The sequence below is a fragment of the Bradyrhizobium sp. SZCCHNRI3043 genome, from assembly GCF_032377735.1.
Classification (GTDB): Bacteria; Pseudomonadota; Alphaproteobacteria; order Rhizobiales; family Xanthobacteraceae; genus Bradyrhizobium.
On sequence record NZ_JAUHID010000002.1, the window covers coordinates 80095 to 104409 of the forward strand.

Sequence of the window (24315 nt, forward strand, 5' to 3'; positions counted from 1 at the left end):
TTCGCGGTCAGGAGCAGCGCCGACCGGCGTGAAGCTGTTGCATGATGTCGTCCACGACCGCCGCGACCGGCGCGTCGACCGAGACGGTGATGGGATGCTCGGCGGCCCCAGGTGGTTCCAGGGTGGCGAACTGGCTGGCGAGCAGGCCCGGCGGCATGAAGTGCCCCTCGCGATGGCTCATCCGCTCGCCGATCAGCTCCTGACTGCCCTGGAGATAGACCATGCGGACATCGTTGCGGCCGCCGACGAGGATGTCGCGATAGGCCTTCTTGAGCGCAGAGCAGGCGATGATGATGTGCTGGCCCGCAGTACGGCAACGCGCGATCTCCGCGGCAATCGCCTGAAGCCAGGGCCAGCGATCCTCGTCCGTGAGCGGGTGACCGGCGCTCATCTTGGCGACGTTCGCGGGCGGATGAAAGCTGTCGCCATCCTCGAAGCGCCAGCCGAGACGCTGGCCCAATGCTTGCCCGATCGTGCTCTTGCCGGAGCCGGACACGCCCATAATGACGAGCGCATGGGGCAGGTCAGATCTCGCCACTTCGCCCCTCCGGCCAGGCCTCGCTGTCGATGAGCAGGATCGTCTCCTGAATCGAGCGGGCGCGATTGGCGGGCAGGTCCTCACCGGCCAGTACCCGCGCCATGACCGCGCGCTTGTCGGCACCGGCGACCTCGAACAGCATGGTTCGGCAGGAGGCGAGCGCAGGCAAGGTCAGGCTGATCCGCGGCACGAAGGGTGCGACGTGAGCCTTGTCGACGCCGACAACCCAGCGATCGGTGACGTCGATTGCGGGAAAGCCGGGGAATAGCGACGCGACATGGCCATCGGGACCGATGCCGAGCAGCACGAGGTCGAACAGCGGCCGCCCGGAGTCGAGCCGCGCGGCGCCGTAGAACGCTTCCAGCGTGCGCTGATAGTCGCGGGCAATGGCCTCCGGGTCCGACCCATCGGTCGCGATCGGGTGGATGTTGGCGGCCGGCGCGCAGGCATCGAGGAACACGTGACGTGCCGTGGTCATGTTGTGCAGGGAATCGCCGGGCGGAACATATCGCTCGTCACCGATGAACCAGTGGACGCGCGGCCATGGAATCCGTTCACGATAAGCGTCCGTCGCCAGCAGCTCATAGAGCTGCCTCGGGCTCGATCCCCCGGTGAGACAGATGGCCACGCGTCCCGGATTGGTATCAGTCCGAGCCAGGAGATGTTCGGCCGCGACCCTCGCCATCGTCGCCCGGTCGGCGACGCGCACGAGCTTGCGGTCCTGCGGCCCGGCCACGGCTAAACCAGCTTGCGCCAGCTGCGGCCGTCGCGGGCCAGGAGATCGGCCGCCGCCTCAGGTCCCTCGCTGCCGGCCGCGTAGGAATGCAGGCCATCGCGGCCAGCCTTCTTCCACGCCCCGATGAACGGCTCGACGGCCTTCCAGCCGGCTTCGACGCTGTCGGCGCGCTGGAACAGGATGTTGTCGCCGATCATGCAGTCATAGATCAGCGTCTCGTAGCCGGTGGCCGGCTCAGCCTGGAAATAGTCCTTGTAGTTGAACTTCATCTGCACGCCGTCGGTGCGGATGGTGGGGCCGGGTACCTTGGTGTTGAACTGCAGCGTGATGCTCTGGGTCGGCTCGATGCCGATGACCAGATAGTTTTCGGCCAGGGTTTCGATCGGCGTGCAACTGAACATCGCGAACGGCGCCTGGCGGAACTTGATCGCCACCTCGGTGCGCTTGGCGCCGAGCGCCTTGCCGGTGCGCAGATAGAACGGAACGCCGGCCCAGCGCCAATTGTCGATCGTGAGCTTGAAGGCGGCATAGGTCTCGGTGGTGCTGTCGGGGTGGACGTCCTTGCTCCTGACATAGTCGGGCAGCTCGGCGTCGCCGATCATGCCGGCCGTGTACTGGCCGCGCACCGAGTTGAGCAGCGCCTCCCGTTCGCTCAACGGCTGGATCGCCGATAGCACCTCGGCCTTCTCGGAGCGGACGGTATGTGCATCGAACCGTGCTGGCGGCTCCATCGCCACCAGCGACAGCAATTGGAATAGATGGTTGGGGACCATGTCGCGCAGGGCGCCGGTGGCGTCGTAGAAGCTGCCGCGCGTGCCGACGCCGAGCTTCTCCTCGACGGTGATCTGGACATGGTCGATGTGATGTCTGTTCCAGATCGGTTCGAACATGCCATTGGCGAAGCGCAGCACCAGGATGTTCTGCACCGTCTCCTTGCCGAGGTAATGATCGATCCGGTAGATCTGGTGCTCGGTCACGAGCTGCAGAAGCTCGTCGTTCAGCTTCTTGGCCGAGGCGAGGTCGGTGCCGAACGGCTTTTCCACCACGAGGCGGCGCCAAGCCTTGCCGTCCTCGCGCAGCAACCCGACGCGCCCGAGCTGTTGCGCGATCGGCGCAAAGGCGCTCGGCGGCGTCGCCAGATAGAACAGCCGATTGCCGTGGGTCTCCCGCGCGGCTTCCAGCTTTTCCAGCTTCGCCTTCAACTGATCGAAGCTTTCCGGCTCCTTCGGATCGGCCTCGATCGCAGTCACGCATTGCAACAGGCGCTGCGCGATCTCATCCTCGATCGGGCGTGTGGCGTATCTGCGCAGGCCTTCCATGAGATTGTCGCGCAGTTGCTCGCTCGACATGCCCTTGCGGGCAATGCCGACGATGCAGAGCCTGTCGGGCAGCAGATGATTGGCGGCCAGATTGTAAAGCGATGGCAGGACGAGCCGATGCGTCAGGTCGCCGGTCACGCCGAAGAGGACGAAGGCGCAGGCGTCAGGCTTCTGGTGTTGCGGCTGATGCGAACGGTGGGCGGTCACGCGCGGTCCGCCTTCGGCTTGACGATCTCGGGCGCGCTCTGGCGCGCCGGGTCTGGGTGCTGTTCGGGCTCCTTGTGTCCGCCGAAGCCTTCGCGCATGGCCGAGAGAATCTTCTCCGCGAACGTGTGCTCCTGGCGCGAGCGGAAACGGGCGAACAAGGCGGCGGTCAACACCTCGGCCGGCACCGCCTCGTCGATCGCCGCATTCACGGTCCAGCGGCCCTCGCCGGAATCCTCGACATAGCCGGAATATTTCTCCAGACCGGGCTGCCGCGCCAGCGCGCTGGCGGTGAGGTCGAGCAGCCAGGACGGAATGACGCTGCCGCGGCGCCACACCTCGGCGATATCTGCGAGATCGAAGTCGAAGCGGTGCGCCTGCGGCAGCGCCGCGCTGTTCGCATTCCTGAGGATGTCGAAGCCCTCGGCATAGGCCTGCATCAGGCCATATTCGATGCCGTTGTGGATCATCTTGACGAAGTGCCCGGCGCCCACCGCACCGGCATGCAGATAGCCCTGCTCGACGCGCGGGTCGCGGCCATCACGGCCCGGTGTGCGCGGGATGTCGCCGATCCCAGGCGCGAGCGCGGCGAAGATCGGATCGAGCCGGTCGACGACCGGCTTATCGCCGCCAATCATCATGCAGTAGCCGCGATCGAGGCCCCAGACCCCGCCGGAGGTGCCGACGTCGACGTAGTGCAGACCTCGCTCCTTCAGCGCCTTGCCGCGGCGGACGTCGTCCTGCCAGAAACTGTTGCCGCCGTCGATGATGACATCGTCCGCCGTCAACAGCTTGGTCAACTGCTCGACGGTGGCTTCCGTGATCTTGCCGGCCGGCAGCATGATCCATGCGTGCCGCGGCGTTGCGAGCTTACCGACGAACTCCTCGAGGCTCGCGGCGCCGGTGGCGCCTTCGGAGACCAGCGCGGCCACGGCCTTTGCGTCGCGATCATAGACCACGCAGGAGTGTCCCGCGCGAATCAGGCGGCGCACGATGTTGCCGCCCATCCGCCCGAGACCGATCATTCCAAGCTGCATCGACGAGGCCCTTCCTAGCTCAGCGCTTCGCTGATCGCGCTGTCGAGCATCTTCAGGCCCGATTTCAGATTGCCCTTGAGATGGACCCGAAGAGCCCGGCGCCCGCGCTCGGTGAGCACGTCGAAATCGCCGCGCGCCTGCGCCGCCTTGATCACGCCGAAGCTCGCCTTCTGCCCGGGGATCGGCAGATCCTCGGCATCGTCGGCGGTGATCTGGAGAAACACGCCGCTGTCCGGACCGCCCTTGTAGGCCTGGCCGGTCGAGTGCAGGAAGCGCGGACCGAATTCGGCGCAGGTGGCGAGGTGCTTGGCATCGCGCAGCCTCAGCCGGATCCGCTGCAGCGTGTCGATATTGCCTGCATTGCGGTCGATATAGCCGAGCAGGGCGATGTAGTCGCCGTCGCCGGCGCGGCCGAGATGCGCCTTCAGCCAGGACGCGAGCGTTCCGTCGGCGCCATGCCCGCGCAGGCTCTCGACGTTCTGCGCATCGGTGTAGAGCTCGCAGCCCTTGATCGCCACGACGGGCTCCTCCGCCGGCAGTGCGCCGCTTTGCTCGAACGCCGCGGTCAGTTCGCGGGTCTTGATCTTGGCCGATTCGACGTCGGGCTGGTCGAACGGGTTGATGCCGAGCACGGCGCCGGTAACAGCGGTCGCCATCTCGAAGCGGAAGAATTCCTGGCCGAGCTGGTCGATCGACTTCATGACGATGCGCACGACCGGATGACCGGCCTCCTCGAGCGCGGCGAGCTTCGCGTCATGGCCCGCCACCTCGTCGCCGTCGACCTTGATGTCGATGAAGAAGCGATCATGACCGTAGACCTCGGGCGAGGCGACTGGTTCGCCATCGATCGGGATCAGGCCCTTGCCTTCCTTGCCCGTGGACTCCGCGATCAGCTGCTCGGACCAGGCGCCGAAATCGGCAATCTTGGGCGAGGCGAAGATCGTCACCTTGTCGCGGCCTTCGAGGCCGGCAAGGCCCATCGCCAGACCGAGCTGCACACCCGGGTTCTGCAGCGGCGGCACGTCGGGCCCGCAGGAGCGCACCATGGACAGCGCCAGCGTGATCAGCCTGCGCACGTCGATGCCGGCGGTGGCGGCCGGCACCAGGCCGAACGGCGACAGCACCGAATAGCGGCCGCCGATGCTCGGCTCGCCGTGGAAGATGCGGGCGAAGCCTTGTGCCTTGGCCGCCTTCTCCAGCGACGAGCCGGGATCGGTCACGGCAATGAAGCGATGGCCGGCCTTCTTGGGCCCGATCGCATCGGATACGCGCGCAAAGAAATAGTCCTTCATCGCGTTCGGCTCGGTGGTGCCGCCCGACTTGGACGAGACGATGAACACCGTCCTGGCAATGTCGATCGCCTTCTCCATCGCGCGCACCTGCGCCGGATCGGTGGAGTCGAGCACATGCAGCTTGGGGAAGCCGGCCCTGCGCGGGAACGTTTCGGCCAGCACTTCCGGCCCGAGGCTGGAGCCGCCCATGCCGAGGACCACGGCGTCGGAGAATTTCTGTCCCTTCACCCGCTGCGCGTAGTCCTCGTAATCGGCGATATCGGCCTTCTCCGCGCTGGTCAGCCAGCCCAGCCATTTGTGCTCGTCACGGCCGGTCCAGACCGTCGCGTCCTTGTGCCAGAGTCGGCGGATCCTGGCGTCCTTGCGCCACTCCTCAGTGGCGGAGGCGACCTTCTTCTGCAGATCAGCAGCAACCGTGATCGACTGCTGCCCAAGCCCGGTCCCGAGCACGACGGCGCGCTTGTGCGCAACCGCGCCATAGAGCTTGTCGGCGGCGTCCGCGAACTGCTTGACGCCGTCGATCACGAGATCTGCAGTGATGTCGTCGAGCGAGATGCCGGTCTTCGCCAGATCCTCAAGGGCGGCCTGGGCGGCATCGACGTCTTCCTCCAGGCTGTCGCGCACCTTGCCGTGATCACGGAAGGCGTCCAGCGTGGCCGGCGGCACGGTGTTGACGGTGTTCGGCCCGATCAGCTCCTCGACATAGAGGACGTCGCTGTAGTCCTTGTTCTTGGTGCCGGTGGAGGCCCAGAGCAGCCGCTGCGGCTTTGCCCCTTGCTTGGCCAGCCGCTCCCAGCGCGCGCCGGCGAACAGCTGCTTGTAGTCCTGATACGCCATCTTTGCATTGGCGATGGCGATCCTGCCCTTGAGCGCGGCCAGCCGCTCCTTCTCGGTCGGATCATTGGCCTGGGCGATCTTCTCGTCCAGCTGCTTGTCGACCACGCTGTCGATGCGGCTGACGAAGAACGAGGCCACGCTGGCGACATGCGACGGATCGCCGCCGGCGCCGACGTAGGCTTCGAGGCCGGCAATATAGGCTTCGGCAACCTGCCGGTAGACGTCTTGCGAAAACAGCAAGGTGATGTTGACGCTGATGCCCTTGGAGATCAGGTGCTGGATGGCCGGCAGGCAGGCGTTGGTCGCCGGCACCTTGATCATCAGATTCCTGCGGTCGACCGCCGTCCAGAGCTGCTCGGCCTCGGCGATCGTGCCCTTGCTGTCCATCGCCAGATAGGGCGAGACTTCGAGGCTGACGAAGCCGTCATTGCCATCGAAGCGGTCATAGACGGGCCGCAGCACGTCGGCGGCATTCTGGATGTCCTCGACGGCAACGGCCTCGAACAGCTGCGTCGGCGATCGATCGCCGTTCTTCAGCGCCGTGGCGATCGGTGTGTCATATTCGTCGGAGCTGCCGATCGCCTTCTCGAAAATCGCGGGATTCGAGGTGACGCCCTTGACGCCATCCTCATCGATCAGCCGCTTCAGGTCGCCCCTGGCGACGAAGCCGCGTGCGAGGAAATCGAGCCAGACCGCCTGGCCGTGTTCTTCGAGAGCTTTGACCGGATTCATGATGCCTATCTATGTGCGTCGGCTTGCTTTTTTGGGTTCCCGCCTGGCAGCTGCCAGGTCGATAGGGACCTCACATGAACAACTATGCGCCAGCCCTCAGGAGAACGCCATTCATAATGGATTGATCCCTCTGGAATCCCAAGAGCTTCGAGCCGGGGTGACGTGCCGGCGGGGCGCGTCCGGAGGGAGATCGGCAGGCGACGCGAAGCCTGCCGCTGATCGTTCCGGCCAAAGCGCGCGGCAGAGCCGCCAGAGCGCGGTCGGCGTTCGGCCTGCGTCGACCTCAGCAGTGCTCGTGCGCCGGAGAGGCCCCGGGAGGCAAGCAAATGCCGTCGATCAAGCTTCTCCGGCTTGCAATGCTGGAAAGGTGCCACATGTGTTCTGGGGAATGGTGCCCTACGCAACGGATCATGGCGAACGTCTCACGGTTGTCGCCTCGGCAGCGCCTCACGAGTGTCGGCGGATAACCCATGATGCTTTCCGGCTGCAGATGCTCAGCGGCGAACAGCCGTGTGATCATGGCAATGATCGGCATCGAGTGATCCGTCCGGCTTCGGTCGCGCGTTATTTCACGCCGTTCGGTTCAGGCGGCGAACATGCGTGCGCGCGGCCCTATGAGATGCGCGCGCTCATCGCTCCCTCGAGGACGTTGTATGAGCGACGGCAGATGCGATCGCAGCAGGCCCGTGTTTGGTCGGCCGCCGTGGCCGGCGCGCATCAGGTCGTGCAGCGAATGAGACGTTCCCTGCCTGGAGCGCTTGCGGGAAGAGTTGCGTTCACTCGCGGTTCACTTCGGGAAGAGAGACTGATTTTGGAGCTGTCACGCCACCAGTTCACGTGGCTTCACAACACCTTGTGCGGCGCAGGGAGACTACGGTGCCGGGGTATTGCGGATGTTGCGAAGCAGAGACAATGAGGTACAAATGGGGAGAGTCGGCCGGCTTTTGCCGAACTATTGAGCGAAGTGCATGTTGATAGGGCATATGCTGCATGCACTTTGCGTTGCGGAAAAGGACGAAGACGGTGCCCAATGGGGGCTAGCGCGCTTCACTCTGAGTCGGTTCGGGATCAGCAGGAACGTACTTGGATCTCGGCCCGTTGCAGCAGTGCGGCGGAACCTACGTGGAGAGGGATCATGTACAACGATTCGTTGTTCAACGCGTTCGCAAGGTCGTTCGAGGCACGCAGCCAGACCGACATGTCGATGCAGGAATATCTAGAATCGTGTCGAACCGACCCGATGCGATACGCGAACGCCGCTGAACGACTACTAGCTGCGATCGGCGAGCCTCAGATGATAGACACGGCCAAGGACCCACGCCTTGGCCGTATTTTTTTGAACCGGACGGTTCGCCTGTATCCTGCATTCGCCGGCTTCTACGGCATGGAGGACACGATCGAGCGCATCGTCGGCTTCTTCCGTCACGCCGCGCAGGGTCTCGAAGAGCGCAAGCAGATCCTCTATCTGCTCGGACCGGTCGGCGGCGGCAAGTCGTCGCTGGCCGAACGGCTGAAGCAGTTGATGGAAACCCATCCGATCTACGTGCTCAAGGCCGGAGATGAGCTGAGCCCGGTGTTCGAGTCGCCGCTCGGCCTGTTCGATCCCGACACGCTGGGCCCGATGCTCGAGGAGAAATACGGCATTCCGCGCCGCCGTTTGTCCGGCCTGATGAGCCCGTGGTGCTACAAGCGGCTCGAAGCCTTCGGCGGCGACATCTCACAGTTCCGCGTCGCCAAGATCCAGCCGTCGCGGCTGCGCCAGATCGGCATCGCCAAGACCGAGCCCGGCGACGAGAACAACCAGGACATCTCCTCGCTGGTCGGCAAGGTCGATATCCGCAAGCTCGAGACCTACGCGCAAAACGATCCCGACGCCTACAGCTATTCGGGCGGTCTCAACCGCGCCAACCAGGGCATTCTCGAGTTCGTCGAGATGTTCAAGGCGCCGATCAAGATGCTGCATCCGCTGCTGACGGCGACGCAGGAAGGCAACTATATCGGCACCGAGAACATCGGCGCCATTCCCTACAACGGCGTGATCCTCGCCCACTCCAACGAGTCGGAGTGGCAGAGCTTCAAGACCAACAAGAACAACGAGGCCTTCATCGACCGCATCTGCGTCATCAAGGTGCCGTACTGCCTGCGCGTCACCGAGGAGCGCAAGATCTACGAGAAGCTGATCCAGGGCTCCGAGCTCTCCACCGCGCCCTGCGCGCCGGCGACCTTGGACACGCTCGCCCGCTTCTCGGTGATGTCGCGCCTGCGCAAGCACGAGAACTCGACGCTGTATGCCAAGATGCGGGTCTATGACGGCGAGAGCCTCAAGGAGTCCGATCCGAAGGCGCGCAGCGTGCAGGAATATCGCGATGCTGCCGGCGTCGACGAGGGCATGGACGGCATCTCCACCCGCTTTGCCTTCAAGGTGCTGGCTGCGACCTACAATCACGATACGGCGGAAGTATCGGCCGACGCCGTGCATCTGATGTACGTGCTGGAGCAGTCGATCAAGCGCGAGCAACTGCCCGAGGAGCTCGAGAAACGATACCTCGAATTCATCAAGGCGGATCTCGCGCCGCGCTACGCCGAGTTCATCGGCCACGAGATCCAGAAGGCCTATCTCGAATCCTACTCCGATTACGGCCAGAACCTGTTCGATCGCTACGTCGACTACGCCGACGCCTGGATCGAGGATCAAGACTTCAAGGATCCCGATACGGGACAGCTGCTCAATCGCGAGCTGTTGAACCAGGAGCTGACCAAGATCGAGAAGCCGGCCGGGATCGCCAACCCGAAGGACTTCCGCAACGAGGTTGTCAAGTTCTCGCTGCGCTCCCGAGCCCAGAATGGAGGCAAAAATCCGTCCTGGACCTCCTACGAAAAGATCCGCGAAGTCATCGAAAAGAGGATATTCTCGCAGGTCGAGGATCTGCTTCCGGTCATCTCGTTCGGTACCAAGAAGGACGGCGAGACCGAGAAGAAGCACGACGACTTCGTCGCGCGCATGGTCGAACGCGGCTACACCGAGCGGCAGGTCCGTCGGCTGGTCGAGTGGTACATGCGCGTGAAGCAGGCGGGTTGATCGTGGTCCGGCGCCGATGTTCACTGCAGGTGCGGCAGGCCATCGGTCTGACGTCGGCGCCAGGGTTACGAACGAGATGAACGTTCGACGCTGAGCTTCGCTGGGAGGCGTCGGACAGGCAGAGGGTGCCGTTGCAGTGTCGGGTCCGATACTGCACCGCGGCATCGCGGCGGGGGAGAGCAGGAGTCGAAGCCGCTGCAGCAGGAGGCGTATGGAACGTGGTCATGCACATCATTGATCGGCGCCTGAATCCGGGCGGCAAAAGTCTCGAAAATCGCCAGCGATTTTTGCGCCGCGCCAAGGCCCTGGTTCAGGGAGCGGTCAAGAAGACCTCGCAGGACCGCGACATCAAGGACGTGCTGGAGGGCGGCGAAGTCTCGATCCCGCTCGACGGCATGGACGAGCCGCGCTTCCGCCGCGAGGGCGGCACCCGCGACATGGTGCTGCCCGGCAACAAGAAGTTCGTCGAAGGCGACATCCTGCCGCGCTCCGGCGACGGCAGCGGCCGCAAGTCGGCACCGGGGCAGGGCGACAGCGAGGACGCGTTCCGCTTCGTGCTGAGCAAGGAGGAGTTCGTCAATCTCTTCCTCGACGATCTCGAGCTGCCTGATCTCGCCAAGCGCAAATTCGCCGAGGCCGAGAGCGAGGGGCTGGTGCGTGCCGGCTACTCGACGTCGGGCTCACCGGCCAACATCTCGATCAGCCGCACCGTCACCCGCGCCTTGGCCCGCCGCGTCGCGCTGCGCCGTCCGCGGCCGGAAGCGATTGCCGAGCTCGAGGCCCAGCTGGAGCAGGAGACCGACGACGACAAGCGTGCCGCGCTGCTGGCCGAGCTCGAAGCCCTGAAGGCCAAGGCCAAGCGCATCCCCTTCATCGATCCGATCGACATCCGCTACCGCCGCTTCGAGGCCGTGCCCAAGCCGATCGCGCAGGCCGTGATGTTCTGCCTGATGGACGTGTCCGGCTCGATGTCGGAGCACATGAAGGACCTCGCCAAGCGGTTCTACATGCTGCTCTACGTGTTCCTGACCCGGCGCTACCGTCATGTCGAGATCGTCTTCATCCGTCATACCGATCGCGCCGAGGAGGTCGACGAGCAGACCTTCTTCTATGGGCCGGCATCCGGCGGCACCTTGGTGTCGAGCGCCCTGCAATGCATGCACGACATCGTCCGCTCGCGCTTCCGCCCCTCGGACTGGAACATCTACGCGGCGCAGGCCTCCGACGGCGACAACGCCACTTCGGACTCCGAGAACGTCGCCCGTCTCTTGACCGACAACATCCTGCCGGTGTCGCAGTTCTTCGCCTATCTCGAGGTCGGCGAATCCGGCACCTATTCGTTCGAGATGCCGGACTCCGCGCTGTGGTCGCTGTATGAGCGGCTGCGCGCCGATGGCGAGCCGCTGTCGATGCGCAAGGTGCGTGACCGCAGCGAGATCTTCCCGGTGTTCCACGACCTGTTTCAGCGTCGCGGCACCACGCAGGAGAGGGCGGCGTCATGAGCGGGTTGCTGTTCGAGGGCGCGGATTGGAATTTCCTCACCCTGCAGCGCATCCACGATGCCTGCGAAGCCGTCGCCGAGAAGGAGCTTGGGCTCGACACCTATCCCAACCAGATCGAGGTGATCACGGCCGAGCAGATGCTCGACGCCTATTCCTCGGTCGGCATGCCCCTGTTCTACAAGCACTGGTCGTTCGGAAAGCACTTCGCCTACCACGAGGCCTCGTACCGCAAGGGCCTGATGGGCCTCGCCTATGAGATCGTGATCAACTCCTCGCCCTGCATCTCCTATCTGATGGAGGAGAACACGGCGACGATGCAGACGCTGGTGATCGCGCACGCCGCGTTCGGCCACAACCATTTCTTCAAGAACAACTATCTGTTCAAGCAGTGGACCGACGCCGACGGCATCCTCGACTATCTCGATTTCGCCCGCGGCTACATCGCGCAATGCGAGGAGCGCTACGGCCGGCTCGCGGTCGAGCATACGCTGGACGCGGCGCATGCGCTGATGTCGCACGGCGTCGACCGCTATCCCGGCAAGAAGAAGCTCGACTTCCGCGAGGAGGAGAAGCGCGCCGGCAAGCGCAGGCTCTACGAGGAGGGCCAGTTCAACGATCTCTGGCGTACGGTGCCGACCGGCCCGGTCAAGACCAATGCGATGCTGAACGTCGAGCGGCGCCGCGCGCTGCTCGGCCTCCCGCAGGAGAACCTGCTCTATTTCCTGGAGAAGACCGCGCCGCGGCTGGCGATGTGGCAGCGCGAATTGCTGCGCATCGTCCGCCACATCGCGCAATACTTCTATCCGCAGGGCCAGACCAAGGTCATGAACGAGGGCACGGCGACCTATGTGCATTATCGCATCATGAACCGGCTGCACCAGGACGGCCGCCTCACCGACGGCAACTTCTTGGAGTTCCTGCAGTCGCACACCAACGTCGTCTTCCAGCCGGAGTTCGACGATCCGCGCTTCTCCGGATTCAACCCTTACGCGCTCGGCTTTGCGATCATGCAGGACATCGAGCGCATCGTGAAGGACCCGACCGACGAGGACCGCGAGTGGTTTCCGGACATCGCCGGCACCGGCGACGAGATGGCGGTGCTGCGCGACGTCTGGGCCAATTATCGCGACGAGAGCTTCATCAGCCAGTTCCTCAGCCCCAACCTGATCCGACAGCTCAGACTTTTCCACCTGCATGACGATCCAGCCGAGCGCGCCGGCATCCTCGTCGACGCCATTCATGACGAGCGCGGCTATCGCCGCGTCCGCCGCGAGCTGTCCAAGCAGTACGACGTCGGTTGCATCGATCCGAACATCGAGGTGGTCGATGTCGATCTCGCCGGCGACCGCCGCCTGATGCTGCGGCATACCGTGGTGAAGGGGGCCCAGCTCAGCGAGACCGACACCAAGCGCGTGCTGCAGCATCTCGCCGATCTCTGGAGCTACGACGTGTCGCTGGTGGAAGTCGATGCCGCCACCGACAAGGTGCTGAAGGAGTACGTGCTCAATCCCCGGATACAACCGGCGGCCGCCTAGCGCGGCCGCCAAGCCTTAGATGTCCGCAAACACCTCGAGCAGATTGCCGTCGGGATCCCTGAAGAACAGCGTGCGGTGGCCGAAGGGCTGGTCCGTCGGCGGCTCCATGAGGGCGATGCCCTTGCCGGTCAGCTCAGCCGCGCAGCGGTCGACATCGTCGCGGGTCACCTTGAAGGCGAGCTGAAGCGATGCGCTCCCTGGCGGCGTCGGCTGGTCCGAGGCCAGCCGTTGCGGCCGGGCGAGCGCCAGCGTGTTGCTGCCGGCCTGGTACTCGATCCAGCCTTGTGACAGCTCGCGCAGCAGGGGAAAGCCCAGCACCTCTTCATAGAAGCGGCGCATCGCGGACCAGTCGCGCACCAGGATGACGGTGTAGTCGATGGCCCGGATGGCCCGGAACGGGGATGTCTGCTGTCCGGCGTGGGTCATGATCAGTCTCTCGTTCTGCAGGCGGGACCTGCAGCTTACGTGTTGCGGCGAGTGGCGTGAACGGGATCGGGGCGCTATGGTATGCGGGGTTGGCCGGACGCGCCGGCCCGTGCAGCCGGATCGGCTGTCAATGGCGCAGATCGAAGCTCGGGCGTGAGAGGCGTGGTCGGACCAGGGAAGACGGCGGCGGCGGAGCGGCGGGACCGGTTCATTCCGTTGCGCAAGTCGGACGTTCTTGATGGCCTTATCTCGAACGGCCATGTCGATGACGCTCAGGCCAGCGAGCTGCGGCAGCTGGCGCGTATGCTCGGCGCGATTCTGCACCATCAATATTTCGACGAGCTCGATCGGTTCCGCGACGCCTATTTCGACTTCGATCCCGAGGTGCCGGTCGGCCGCCGTCGATCGCCGGAGGATCTCGACGCGGCCTATCGCAGCCTCGCCGACGAAGTCGTGCGGGTACTCGGCGAGGCCAATTTCGTCGAGATCAGCCATGGCGAGATCGAGCGCGCCTTTGCCGAGCATGCGCTGGTGCGGGTCAAGCTGAAGGCGCCGATCTCCGACTATCGTGCTGTACGGATGTTCCGGCGTGGCCAGCATCAGGAGACGATCGAGGTCCCCATGCTGTATGGGCTGCGACGGCGCAAGCATGAGATCGAGGTCTATGACGACATCGTGCTGATGGTCGCGACCAAGCCCGACGAGCCGGTCAAGAAGAAGAGCAAGGCCGCCGCCTGGCGCGGCCGCAACAAGATCCGCGGCGGCGCGGTGCTGTTCAAATATTTCCGCCACATCGCGCGCTTCGACCTCGAGGCGCTGCTGCCGAACGTCCGCGTCGTCATGGGCCTGCGCGAGCAACTGACGCTGGGCGTGCCGGCGCTGGTCGGCGGCGTACCGATCCTGCTCAAGCTGGCTTCGACCTTGACCGTGCTGTTCATCGTCGCCGGCTTCTATCTCGGCCTCAGCGGCACCGTGCACGACAACGACACCGAGCAGGCGCTGGCGGCGCTTTCGGGTCTGTTCGCGCTCGGCGCCTTCATCCTGCGGCAATGGGGCAACTTCCACCGCCAGTCGCTGATCCATCAGAAGCAGGTCACCGACAACATCTACTTCCGCAACGTCAACAACAATTCCGGCATCTTCAACTATTTGATCGGCGAGGCCGAGGACCAGGACTGGAAGGAAGCGATGCTGGCCTATGGCGGCCTGCTGCTGGCGTCGGTGCCGCTCTCGCGTGCTGCATTGGGCAGCCATGTCGAGGAGTTGCTGCAGCAGATGTTCGGGCTGGGTCGGGCGTTCAATATCGATGAGGCGCTGCTGCGGCTGCGCGAGTTTGGGCTTGTGAGTGGTGGCGACGACGCGCTCTCGGCGCTGCCGCTGCCAGCGGCGATCGCGCAGCTCGATCGCGTTTGGGCGAGCGCGCTGCGGCCGTAGCCGCACGTGGACGATGAACAGGATCGTCGTCTGGATGAGCGGAAGCCTGCGCCCGGAGGGCGGAGGCGGACGCGACATCCGGGTTACGAGAGCCAGCTCCGAAACCGGCGCGGCAAACAGGCGTCGTCTCAAAGGACGGCTGCGAGCGTTGCTGACGCGTCAGCGCAAGCTCGCATTGATCTTGTCGAGCGCGGCCTGTCCGGGGCACAGATCCACCGCTTCCAGCCGGTTGAGCGGCCGCTCCACCGTGTTGAGGTGGTTGTGCAGATCATCGGCTTCCGGATCGACATAGAGCAGGCCGGTCACGATCTGGCCTTGCGCGGCATGCTTCTGGAGGAAGGTCATGGCGCCGAGCCGGTCGTGCGGGTCGTAGTCGGCGTCGATCTTGCGCAGCGCCAGCCTGGAGCCGTCGTGCTGCTCGACGATCTGCACCGTGCCCGGATCCTGGTCGATCTCGATCGGATCGCGTCCGGTCAGCACGTCGAGCCGGTTCACGGCATCGTTGTGCTCGCGGACATAGTCGAAGCTCTTGGTTGAGCCGGCGTGATTGTTGAACGCGATGCACGGGCTGATGACGTCGATGAACGCCGCGCCCTTGTGCTGGATGGCGCCCTCGATGATCGGCACCAGCTGCTTCTTGTCGCCGGAGAACGACCGCGCCACATAGGTGGCCCCGAGCTGCAGCGCGATGCCGACCAGGTCGATCGGATTGTCGGTGTTGGTGACGCCCTTCTTCGACTTCGACCCGCGGTCGGCGGTCGCCGAGAATTGGCCCTTGGTCAGGCCGTAGACACCATTGTTCTCGACGATATAGGTCATGTTCACGCCGCGCCGGATCGCGTGGGCGAACTGGCCGAAGCCGATCGAGGCGGAATCGCCGTCGCCGGAGACGCCGAGATAGATCAGCTCGCGGTTGGCGAGATTGGCGCCGGTCAGCACCGAGGGCATGCGGCCGTGCACGGTGTTGAAGCCGTGCGAATTGCCGAGGAAATAGTCCGGCGTCTTCGACGAGCAGCCGATGCCGGAGATTTTTGCCACGCGATGCGGCTCGATCGACAGCTCGAAACAGGCCTCGATGATCGAGGCCGTGATCGAATCGTGGCCGCAGCCGGCGCAGAGGGTCGAAATCTTGCCCTCGTAGTCGCGATGGCTGTAGCCGAGCGCGTTCTTCTTGATGCCCGGATGCTGGAACTTAGGCTTTGCGATGTAGGTCATGAGAGCCTCGCATCACCCGGCATCGTCATGGCCGGGCTTGTCCCGGCCATCCACGTCGGGGCCGGGAGGAAAGACGTGGATGCCCGGGCCTTCGCCGCTCCGAAGCGGTTATGGCCGCGCAGGCGGGGCGAGTCCGGACATGACGGCGGAGAGAGCGAAGAGCACGTCATGACACGGCCTTGCGCAGTGGGGTGACCTTGATGTGGTCCTGGTGGTCGCCGATCGCATCGGCGATGAAGCGCGCCGTGATCGGCGTGCCGTCATAATGCAGGATCGGCACCAGGCGGACCGGGTCGATGCCGTTCTCCGTGACGATCAGCTGGCGCAACTGCGCGTCGCGGTTCTGCTCGACCACGTAGACGAAATCGTGCTCGGCGATGAAGCTCGCCACGCTCGAATGGAACGGGAAGGCGCGGATGCGCAGGCGGTCGAGCTGGCAGCCGCGCGCCTCCAGCAGTCCGATCGCCTCGTCCATCGCCGGCGCGGTCGAGCCGAAATAGATCACGCCATATCTGGTCGGCTTGCTCGCATTGGCCTGCAGCGGCCGCGGCACCATGTCTTGCGCGGTCTGGAACTTGCGCAGCAGGCGCTGCACGTTGTCGGCATAGACGGCGCCTTCCTCGGAATAGCGCGCGTAGCGGTCACGCGACGTGCCGCGGGTGAAGTAGGAGCCCTTCGTCGGATGCGTGCCGGGGTAGGTGCGGAACGGAATGCCGTCGCCGTCGACGTCGAGATAGCGGCCGAAGTCGCGGCCTTCGTCGAGCATCTCCGCCGTCATCACCTTGCCGCGGTCATACTGCTTGGCATCGTCCCACTTCAGCGGCCGGCACAGCCGCTGGTTCATGCCGATGTCGAGGTCGAGCATCAGGAAAATCGTGGTCTGCAGCCGCTCGGCAAGATCGAACGCCGCAGCGGCAAACTCGAACGCCTCGGCCGGATCTTCGGGGAACAGCATCACGTGCTTGGTATCGCCGTGCGAGGCATAGCCGCAGGCGATCAGGTCGCATTGCTGCGTCCGCGTCGGCATGCCGGTCGAGGGGCCGGCGCGCTGCACGTTCATGATCACGGCCGGGATCTCGGCAAAGTAGGACAGGCCGATGAACTCGGTCATCAGCGAAACGCCGGGACCCGATGTCGTGGTAAAGGCGCGGGCGCCGTTCCAGGACGCGCCGACCACCATGCCGATCGAGGCGAGCTCGTCCTCGGCCTGCACGATCGCGTATTTGGCCTGCCCGGTTTCCGGATCGTGCCGCAGTTTCTTGCAGTGGTTGCTGAACGCTTCGGCCAGCGAAGACGACGGCGTGATCGGGTACCAGGCGCAGACCGTGGCGCCGCCATAGACGGCGCCCAGCGCGGCGGCGTTGTTGCCCTCGATGAAAATGCGGTCGCCGACCTTGTCGGCCTTCTTGATGCGCAGGCCGATCGGGCATTTCAAATTCTGCAGCGCCCAGTCGCGGCCGAGATGCAGCGCGTGGACGTTGGAGGAGAGCAGCTTCTCCTTGCCCTTGTACTGCTCGCCGATCAATTGCTCGATCAGCTTCGGATCCATGTCGAGCAGCGCTGAGAGCGCGCCGAGATAGATGATGTTCTTGAACAGCTGGCGCTGGCGCGGATCCGAATAGGTCGAGTTGGTGATCGCGGTCAGCGGGACGCCGATGACGGTGATGTCGTCGCGGAACTTGGTTGCCGGCATCGGCTTGGTGGAATCGTAGAACAGATAGCCGCCCGGCGCGATACCGGCGACGTCCTTGTCCCAGGTCTGCGGGTTCATCGCCACCATCAAATCAGTGCCGCCGCCGCGGGCGCCGAGATGGCCCGCTTCGGTGACGCGCACCTCGTACCAGGTCGGCAGGCCCTGGATGTTCGACGGGAAGATGTTGCGCGGGGATACCGGCACACCGTGGCGCAGCACGGCGCGCGCGAACAATTCGTTGGCGCTGGCCGAGCCGGAGCCGTTGACGTTGGCGAAGCGGACGACGAAGTCGTTTACGCTGCTGAGCGGCGCTTGCTGGGACATGCGTTACCTGCGTGGGTCGTCTCGATGAAATATTTCTGCATGTCCCACGCACCGGTGGGACAGCGCTCGGCGCACAGGCCGCAATGGAGGCAGACGTCCTCGTCCTTCACCATCACGCGCCCGGTCTTCAGATCCGAGGATACGTAGAGGCTCTGGTCGGGATGCAGCGAGGGCGCCTTCAGCCGCGCGCGCAGATCCGCCTCCTCGCCATTGTCGGTGAAGGTGATGCAATCCATCGGACAGATGTCGGCGCAGGCGTCGCATTCGATGCACAGCGTGTCGGAGAACACCGTCTGCACGTCGCAATTCAGGCAGCGATGCGCCTCGCCGAGCGCGAGCTTGACGTCGTAGCCGAGCTCGACCTCGGTGCGGATGTCCTTCAGCGCCACGACCTTGTCACGATGCGGCACCTTGAAGCGCTTGTCGGAGGAGATGTCGTTGTCGTAGCTCCATTCATGGATGCCCATCTTCTGCGAGGAGATGTGCACCTCGGGCAGCGGACGCTCGGTGATGTCCTCGCCGGAGAGCAGGCGATGGATCGACAGCGCGGCCTCGTGGCCCTGTGCGACCGCCCAGATGATGTTCTTCGGCCCGAACGCGGCGTCGCCACCGAAGAACACCTTTGGATTGGTCGAGACGAAGGTGGTCGGATCGACCTTGGGCATGTGCCGCTTGTCGAATTCGATGCCGCAATCGGCTTCGATCCAGGGGAATGCGTTCTCCTGGCCGACGGCGACCAGCACGTCGTCGCACGGATAGGTCTCGTCGGGCTCGCCGGACGGCACCAGCGAGCGTCCGCCGTTGGCGTCATATTCCGCCTTCACCTTCTGGAAGGTCATGCCGGTCAGCTTGCCGGCGGCATGGTGGAACGCGATCGGAACGAGATAGTTGAGGATCGGAATGTCCTCGTGCAGCGCGTCCTCCTTCTCCCACGGAGACGCCTTCATCTCCTCGAAGCCGGAGCGGACGATGACCTTGACGTCCTCGCCGCCGAGCCTGCGCGCGGTGCGGCAGCAATCCATCGCGGTGTTGCCGCCGCCGAGCACGATCACGCGCTTGCCGATCTTGTCGGTGTGGCCGAACGAGACGCCGGATAGCCAGTCGATGCCGAGATGGATGTTGGCCGCCGCTTCCTCCCGACCTGGAATGTTCAGCTCCCGGCCCCGCGGCGCGCCGGAGCCGATGAAGACGGCATCATAGTTCTCGGCCAGCAGCTTCTTGAGGCTGTCGATACGATGGCCGGCCTTGTAGTCGACGCCGAGGCTGAGCACGTAGCCCGTCTCCTCGTCGATGACGCTGTCGGGCAGGCGGAACTTGGGAATCTGCGAGCGCATCATGCCGCCGGGCTTGGGATCGGCGTCGAACACGGTGCAGTGATAGCCGAGCGGCGCGAGATCGCGCGCCACGGTCAGCGACGCCGGGCCGCCGCCGACCAGCGCGATGCGCCGGCCGTTCTTCGGGGCAGGGCGCGGCATGCGCTGATGGACGTCGTCCTTGAAATCGGCCGCAACGCGCTTGAGGCGGCAGATCGCGACCGGGCTTTCCTCGACGCGCCCACGTCGGCAGGCGGGCTCGCAAGGGCGATCGCAAGTGCGTCCGAGAATGCCCGGGAATACATTCGATTTCCAATTGATCATGTAGGCGTCGCTGTAGCGACCCTCGGCGATCAGGCGGATGTATTCGGGGACCGGAGTGTGTGCGGGACAAGCCCATTGGCAATCGACTACTTTGTGAAAGTAGTCGGGGGCCGAGATATCAGTCGCTCTCATTCATACCCTGTCCGCGCGGCGAACCATGAGCGCGCGGCCTTCCTGACGTGAGGACGACTGCTTGTTCAGGATCGGCTGGGGATCGATTGGGAGTCCGGAGCAGGTCCTGTTCGTCGCCCTTCTGTTTTTTGAATGGCTCAATTGAATAGTCTTATCAGACTAGAGCCATTCCAAGGCGCACACAAAGGCAAATTTGCAAAGCTGCCCTTCGTGCACAGCGTGCGGCGCCGCATTGCGGGCGTGATGCTGACATCGAATTTGTTGCGTTGCGGCATTGTGGCGAGCGGCTGCATCTGCCGGTTGCACGCTCGCGTCATTGATGCAGAACAATGCGCGCTCAGCCAGAGGCGATGTCCGCGCGGCTCAGGTCCCACATCAGCCTGTAGATGCCGGCCGAGATCTGCGTCGCCAGCGGACCGTCGATGGCCGCGAAGCGCGTGGTCATCAAGGTCGCGATGGCATGACTGTCGGTGCCGTCGATGAGGATGAACCAGTCGGCATCGCGCGAGCTCGCGGGAACTCCGGCTGCCGGACCGGAGAGATCAGCATCGCCCTCGAGCAGGTGCATCGAGATGACGCCCTTGACCTCGCTCGGATCGAGCTCGATCTGCAGCGCGTCGCGCAGCGCCCCGTCCTGTCCCGGCTTCGGCCGCAGGCGGATGATGCCGAGCACCGCGCCGCGACCGGCGCCGATCGAGATCGTGATGCGCGCGACGCTGCGGATCATGTTCTTGAACCGCGCCATCACTGCCTTCGACCATTCCGTCGGCGACTCCAGCCGGGCGCGATAGGGCGCGCTGTCGAGCACGTCGATCGTCTCGGTCGAATACAGGCAGAGATATTTCGGGCTGCCCTGCTCGGCGACATAGCGCCGCGCCTCGATGAAGCCGGGGATGGCCACGCGCTCTTCGAGATGCTCGCTGTCATACCAGCGGTTGAAGTCGGCTTCGTCAGCGGCATCGATGTTCATCGATGTCAACAGCATGCCTTTCCCGGCGATGGGCATTGCAGATGTCCTTGTTTGGCGGCCAATTCCTCATGGTGAGGAGCGCCCCTCGGGCGCGTCTCGCGGACAATGCTTGCGCATTGCCTGGTGAACCACGAGGTCGGGATGGATCGGCCTCATCCTTCGAGACGCCATGCTGCGCATGGCTCCTCAGGAATGAGGGGAGACGATCACATGTTTAAGGCGCGGTCGTGCGCTTAGCCATGTCGGAGATGGCTTTCATGACCGCATCGCGGATGCCGGGGTCATAAAGATTGTGACCTGCGGCTTCGACGACACGGATTTCGGCGTCGCGCCACACCTCCGCCAGCCGTGCCGAGGTCGCTGGCGGACAAAGCAGGTCGTAGCGGCCCTGCACGATGATTCCGGGAATCCCGCTGAGGCTGTTCGCATTGCGCAGCAACTGGTCCGGCGCCATGAAGCTGTCGTGCGAGAAATAGTGCGCCTCCATGAACGGCGTCGCCGGCAAGGCGGTGCCGGAGCGGATGGCGAGGCGATCGAGCCGGGCGCGCGCGGGCTTCACCTCCGACAGCGCGCGCTCGGTATCGTGCCAGGCGCGGGCGGCAGGGCCATGGATCGCCGGATCGGGATCGAGGATGCGCCGGAAGTAGGCGTCGCACGGATCGGCGTGCTCGTTCTCCGGCAGCAGCTCCAGAAAGTCGCGGTGCAGGGCCGGGTGAAAGCGCGCCAGCGTCTCGCCGAAGGCGGTCGCCACCTCCGCGCGGGTGCCGAAAAAGGTCGCGCGCAACACCAGCCCCGTGACGCGCGTCGGGTGCGCCTGCGCATAAGCCAGCGCCAAGGTGGCGCCCCAGGAGCCGCCGGCGACGATCCAGCGCTCGAAACCGAATCTTTCGCGGATCGCCTCCATGTCGGCGATCAGGTCGGGCAGGGTGTTGTTGTCGCGGCTGCGTGCAGGACGCGAGCGGCCGGCGCCGCGCTGGTCGAACAGCACGGCGTGGAAGCGCTCGGGATCGAACAGCCGGCGGTGATCCGGCTGGCATCCGGAGCCCGGCCCGCCGTGCAGATAAACCGCGGGAATGCCGCCAGCGCGGCCGCTGCTCTCGACATAGATCTGGTGACCGCCGGAGACATCCAGCCATTCCGACGTCAGCGGGATGAACGGATCGCTGCGGTGCGCGGAGGCGCGGCCGGCTTCGGCGTCAGGCATCGTTGCCGTTCTCCGGCGTGCCGCCGGCGAAGTTGCGATAGAGGAAGCGGTCCTGGCCCGAGGCCGCGTCACGCTCGGCCTGCTTGAAGATGCTCTCGTGCAGCGGCGACAGCGTGCAGGCCGGATCGGTATTCCCCGCATCGCCGGTCAGGGCGAACGCCTGGCAGCGGCAGCCGCCGAAATCGATCTCGCGGAACTCGCAGGATTTGCACGGCTCCTTCATCCAGCCGGTGCCGCGGTAGCGGTTGAAGGCCTCGGAGTTCTGCCAGATCCAGGCGATCGAATGGTTCGAACGGACAGACATGAAGTCGAGCCCGGTGATGCTCTCGGCGGCGTGGCAGGGCAGGATCTTGCCCGAGGGCGAGATGTTGAAGAACTGCCGGCCCCAGCCGCCCATGCACTTCTTCGGCCGCAGCGCGTAATAGTCCGGCACCACGTAGTCGATGGTCAGCGTGCCCTTCAGCCGCTCGCGGGCGTCCTCGACGATGCGGTCGGTCTCTTCGAGCTGGGCGTAGGTCGGCATCAGGCTGGCGCGATTCTTCAGCGCCCAGCCGTAATATTGCACGTTGGCGACCTCGAGCCGGTCGGCGTCGAGATCGACCGCCATCCGGATGATATCAGGCAGCTGATGCAGGTTCTGCCGGTGCATCACGGCGTTGACCGTCAGCGGCAGCTCGAGCTCGCGGGTCCAGCGCGCGACCTCGAGCTTCTTGACGTGGCCGCCCTTGTAGCCGCCGACGCGGTCGGCGATGCCGGCCTCGCTGCCCTGGAAGCTGATCTGGACATGGGACAGCCCGGCATCGGCCAGCTCCTTCAGCCGCTCCCGCGTCAGCAGCACGGCCGAGGTGATCAGGTTGGTGTAGAGTCCGACGTTGTTGGCATGCTGCACCAGCTCGACCAGATCCTTGCGCGCGGTCGGCTCGCCGCCGGAGAAGTGGATCTGCAGCACGCCGATCTCGGCGAGCTCCGACAGCACCTTCTTCCACTCCGCCGTCGTCAGCTCCTGCCCGGCGCGATCGAGCTCGAGCGGGTTGGAGCAATAGGGGCATTGCAGCGGACAGCGATGCGTCAGCTCGGCCAGCACGGCGAGCGGGATGCCGTAGGTCTCGGCCGTGGAGCCGCGCCGCTCCAGCACGGCCAGGCCGTCATTCGCGTCGATCTGCGGCGTCGTCTCGGTGAGCTCGGTCATGATGTCGTCTCCCGAACCTCGGTGAGAAATCCCTTGTCGGCGAGATCCTGCAGCATGGCGACGACGTCGGTCGCGATGACGTCGCGGGGCGCGGCATATTTCGCCGCGAGATCGTCGATGATGCCGGCGACGGCGCGCGCGCCATCGCACAGCTTGAGCACCTCGACCGCGATCTCGTCCGGCGCCAGCACGCGCTCAGGGGCGAGGATCACCCAGACCTGGCGCGTCTCGTCGAACTTCAGCTTGGTGTGTCGCGGCAGCACCACGCGGCTGGTCTCAGTGACTTGGATGTGACGCGGAGCCATGGCGGGTCTCTAAGTCGTGTAGTCGTGAAGAAGCACGGTGGCCGCGCAGAGCACGATGCCACTCCCCTCCCCCTTGCGGGGAGGGGTCGGGGGTGGGGGTCCCAGCAAAGACTTCCCGTGTGGACCCCCCACCCCAACCCTCCCCCGCAAGGGGGGAGGGAGTGCACCGTTCGCGGTACGAGAGCGGTGGTTCAAACGGGACACGGCTACCCCTCCTTCGGCACGAAGGCGCCGGGCGGGATGTTGCCCTCGACATAGGCGTAATACAGCGCGTCGAGCTGCACCCACAGCACGTTGGTCTTGAAGATCAGCGCGTTGCACACGGCGGCGCGCTGCTCCGGCGTGGTGGCGTGCTCCTTGACGTAATGCAGCGCGAAATTGGCGTCACGTGGCGCCTGGGTGAGACGCCGCTTGAAGTAGCTCATCGTGTCGTTGTTGACGAAATTGTAGTGCTCGAGCATCCCGGAGATACGCTCTTCATGGATGCTCGGCGCGAACAGCTCGGTCAGCGACGAGGCGATCGCCTCCAGCGGCGTGCGGTCGCGGCAGAAATGCACATAGGCTTCGACCGCGAAACGGGTAGCGGGCAGGATGCCCTCGGTGGATTCGACATAGTCCGTGTCGAGGCCGAGGCCCTCCGTGAGCTTGATCCAGCGCTCGATGCCGCCTTCGCTGCCGATATCGCCGTCATGATCCTCGATGCGGTGCCGCCATTCCAGCCGGGTGGCGCGATCGCGGAAGCGCGTCATCACCATCGCGTCTTTGATTGGGATCGTCGACTGGTAATAGTAGCGGTTCAGCGCCCAGGCCTGCACCTGGCCCTTGTTCAGCTTGCCGCCATGCAGCAGCTTATGAAACGGATGCAGGTTGTGATAGCGCGTCGCGCCGATATGGCGCAGCGCCGCTTCCAGCTCGTTGGCACTGTTCAAGGTCACGCCCTTGCCGACCGACAGCGCCGTCATTCCACTCAGTTTC

At 64.8% G+C, this 24315-nt stretch carries 18 protein-coding genes; 4 read left to right on the forward strand and 14 right to left on the reverse strand.

The genetic code is table 11. The features are described from left to right. Positions 1-7: 7 nt before the first annotated feature. From QX124_RS06125 to QX124_RS06145, 5 genes are read right to left on the reverse strand one after another with little or no spacing between them, the layout of a single operon-like run. Complete coding sequence (locus QX124_RS06125) at positions 8-538, reverse strand: gluconokinase (protein WP_315796654.1); 531 nt, start codon at positions 536-538, stop codon at positions 8-10. Then, entirely contained in the window at positions 525-1274 is a 750-nt protein-coding gene (pgl, locus tag QX124_RS06130; protein ID WP_315796655.1) for a 6-phosphogluconolactonase, read from the reverse strand. Before pgl ends, QX124_RS06125 begins: the two co-directional genes overlap by 14 nt. A 2-nt stretch (positions 1275-1276) precedes the next feature. Next, positions 1277-2800, reverse strand: a complete 1524-nt coding sequence (gene zwf / locus QX124_RS06135; RefSeq protein ID WP_315796656.1) for a glucose-6-phosphate dehydrogenase — start codon at positions 2798-2800, stop codon at positions 1277-1279. Further along, the gene (gnd, locus tag QX124_RS06140) at positions 2797-3834 is read right to left on the reverse strand and encodes a phosphogluconate dehydrogenase (NAD(+)-dependent, decarboxylating) (RefSeq protein WP_315796657.1); all 1038 of its coding nucleotides are present in this window, start codon (positions 3832-3834) and stop codon (positions 2797-2799) included. Before gnd ends, zwf begins: the two co-directional genes overlap by 4 nt. A 14-nt stretch (positions 3835-3848) precedes the next feature. Beyond that, positions 3849-6695 (reverse strand): bifunctional transaldolase/phosoglucose isomerase, encoded by a 2847-nt coding sequence (locus QX124_RS06145; protein ID WP_315796658.1) that lies wholly within the window; start codon positions 6693-6695, stop codon positions 3849-3851. A 1135-nt stretch (positions 6696-7830) separates the two neighbouring features. Here QX124_RS06145 and QX124_RS06150 point away from each other — a divergent pair. The 3 genes from QX124_RS06150 to QX124_RS06160 all read left to right on the forward strand — a co-directional run bounded on the left by QX124_RS06150 (position 7831) and on the right by QX124_RS06160 (position 12811). Next, positions 7831-9774, forward strand: a complete 1944-nt coding sequence (locus QX124_RS06150; RefSeq protein ID WP_315738651.1) for a PrkA family serine protein kinase — start codon at positions 7831-7833, stop codon at positions 9772-9774. A 224-nt stretch (positions 9775-9998) separates the two neighbouring features. Continuing rightward, the gene (locus QX124_RS06155) at positions 9999-11276 is read left to right on the forward strand and encodes a YeaH/YhbH family protein (RefSeq protein ID WP_315782020.1); all 1278 of its coding nucleotides are present in this window, start codon (positions 9999-10001) and stop codon (positions 11274-11276) included. Then, the gene (locus tag QX124_RS06160) at positions 11273-12811 is read left to right on the forward strand and encodes a SpoVR family protein (protein WP_315738648.1); all 1539 of its coding nucleotides are present in this window, start codon (positions 11273-11275) and stop codon (positions 12809-12811) included. The genes QX124_RS06155 and QX124_RS06160 overlap by 4 nt, the downstream gene beginning before the upstream one ends. A gap of 15 nt (positions 12812-12826) precedes the next feature. Here the strand turns inward: QX124_RS06160 and QX124_RS06165 are convergent, their stop codons facing one another. Further along, a complete protein-coding gene (locus tag QX124_RS06165; protein WP_315755269.1) occupies positions 12827-13237 on the reverse strand; it encodes a VOC family protein in 411 nt (136 codons plus the stop codon). A gap of 162 nt (positions 13238-13399) precedes the next feature. On the opposite strand from QX124_RS06165, the gene QX124_RS06170 reads away from it, so the two are divergent. Then, entirely contained in the window at positions 13400-14671 is a 1272-nt protein-coding gene (locus QX124_RS06170) for a TMEM143 family protein (RefSeq protein ID WP_315796659.1), read from the forward strand. Between the two features lie 159 nt (positions 14672-14830). On the opposite strand, the gene QX124_RS06175 is transcribed toward QX124_RS06170, so the two are convergent. The 8 genes from QX124_RS06175 to pqqC form a co-directional block, all read right to left on the reverse strand. Beyond that, positions 14831-15886: a 2-oxoacid:ferredoxin oxidoreductase subunit beta gene (locus tag QX124_RS06175; protein ID WP_315796660.1), complete on the reverse strand. Its 1056-nt coding sequence runs from the start codon at positions 15884-15886 to the stop codon at positions 14831-14833. Positions 15887-16052: 166 nt separating this feature from the next. Next, a complete protein-coding gene (locus QX124_RS06180) occupies positions 16053-17903 on the reverse strand; it encodes a 2-oxoacid:acceptor oxidoreductase subunit alpha (protein ID WP_315738643.1) in 1851 nt (616 codons plus the stop codon). Beyond that, the gene (locus QX124_RS06185) at positions 17873-19672 is read right to left on the reverse strand and encodes an FAD-dependent oxidoreductase (protein WP_315796661.1); all 1800 of its coding nucleotides are present in this window, start codon (positions 19670-19672) and stop codon (positions 17873-17875) included. Before QX124_RS06185 ends, QX124_RS06180 begins: the two co-directional genes overlap by 31 nt. A gap of 337 nt (positions 19673-20009) precedes the next feature. Continuing rightward, a complete protein-coding gene (locus tag QX124_RS06190; protein WP_315738641.1) occupies positions 20010-20678 on the reverse strand; it encodes a DUF4286 family protein in 669 nt (222 codons plus the stop codon). A gap of 178 nt (positions 20679-20856) precedes the next feature. After that, the gene (gene pip / locus QX124_RS06195) at positions 20857-21846 is read right to left on the reverse strand and encodes a prolyl aminopeptidase (RefSeq protein WP_315738640.1); all 990 of its coding nucleotides are present in this window, start codon (positions 21844-21846) and stop codon (positions 20857-20859) included. After that, positions 21839-23035, reverse strand: a complete 1197-nt coding sequence (pqqE, locus tag QX124_RS06200) for a pyrroloquinoline quinone biosynthesis protein PqqE (RefSeq protein ID WP_315796662.1) — start codon at positions 23033-23035, stop codon at positions 21839-21841. Before pqqE ends, pip begins: the two co-directional genes overlap by 8 nt. Then, the gene (pqqD, locus tag QX124_RS06205) at positions 23032-23340 is read right to left on the reverse strand and encodes a pyrroloquinoline quinone biosynthesis peptide chaperone PqqD (protein ID WP_315738637.1); all 309 of its coding nucleotides are present in this window, start codon (positions 23338-23340) and stop codon (positions 23032-23034) included. Before pqqD ends, pqqE begins: the two co-directional genes overlap by 4 nt. Before the next feature lie 206 nt (positions 23341-23546). After that, positions 23547-24302, reverse strand: a complete 756-nt coding sequence (pqqC, locus tag QX124_RS06210; RefSeq protein WP_409997672.1) for a pyrroloquinoline-quinone synthase PqqC — start codon at positions 24300-24302, stop codon at positions 23547-23549. Positions 24303-24315: the final 13 nt, after the last annotated feature.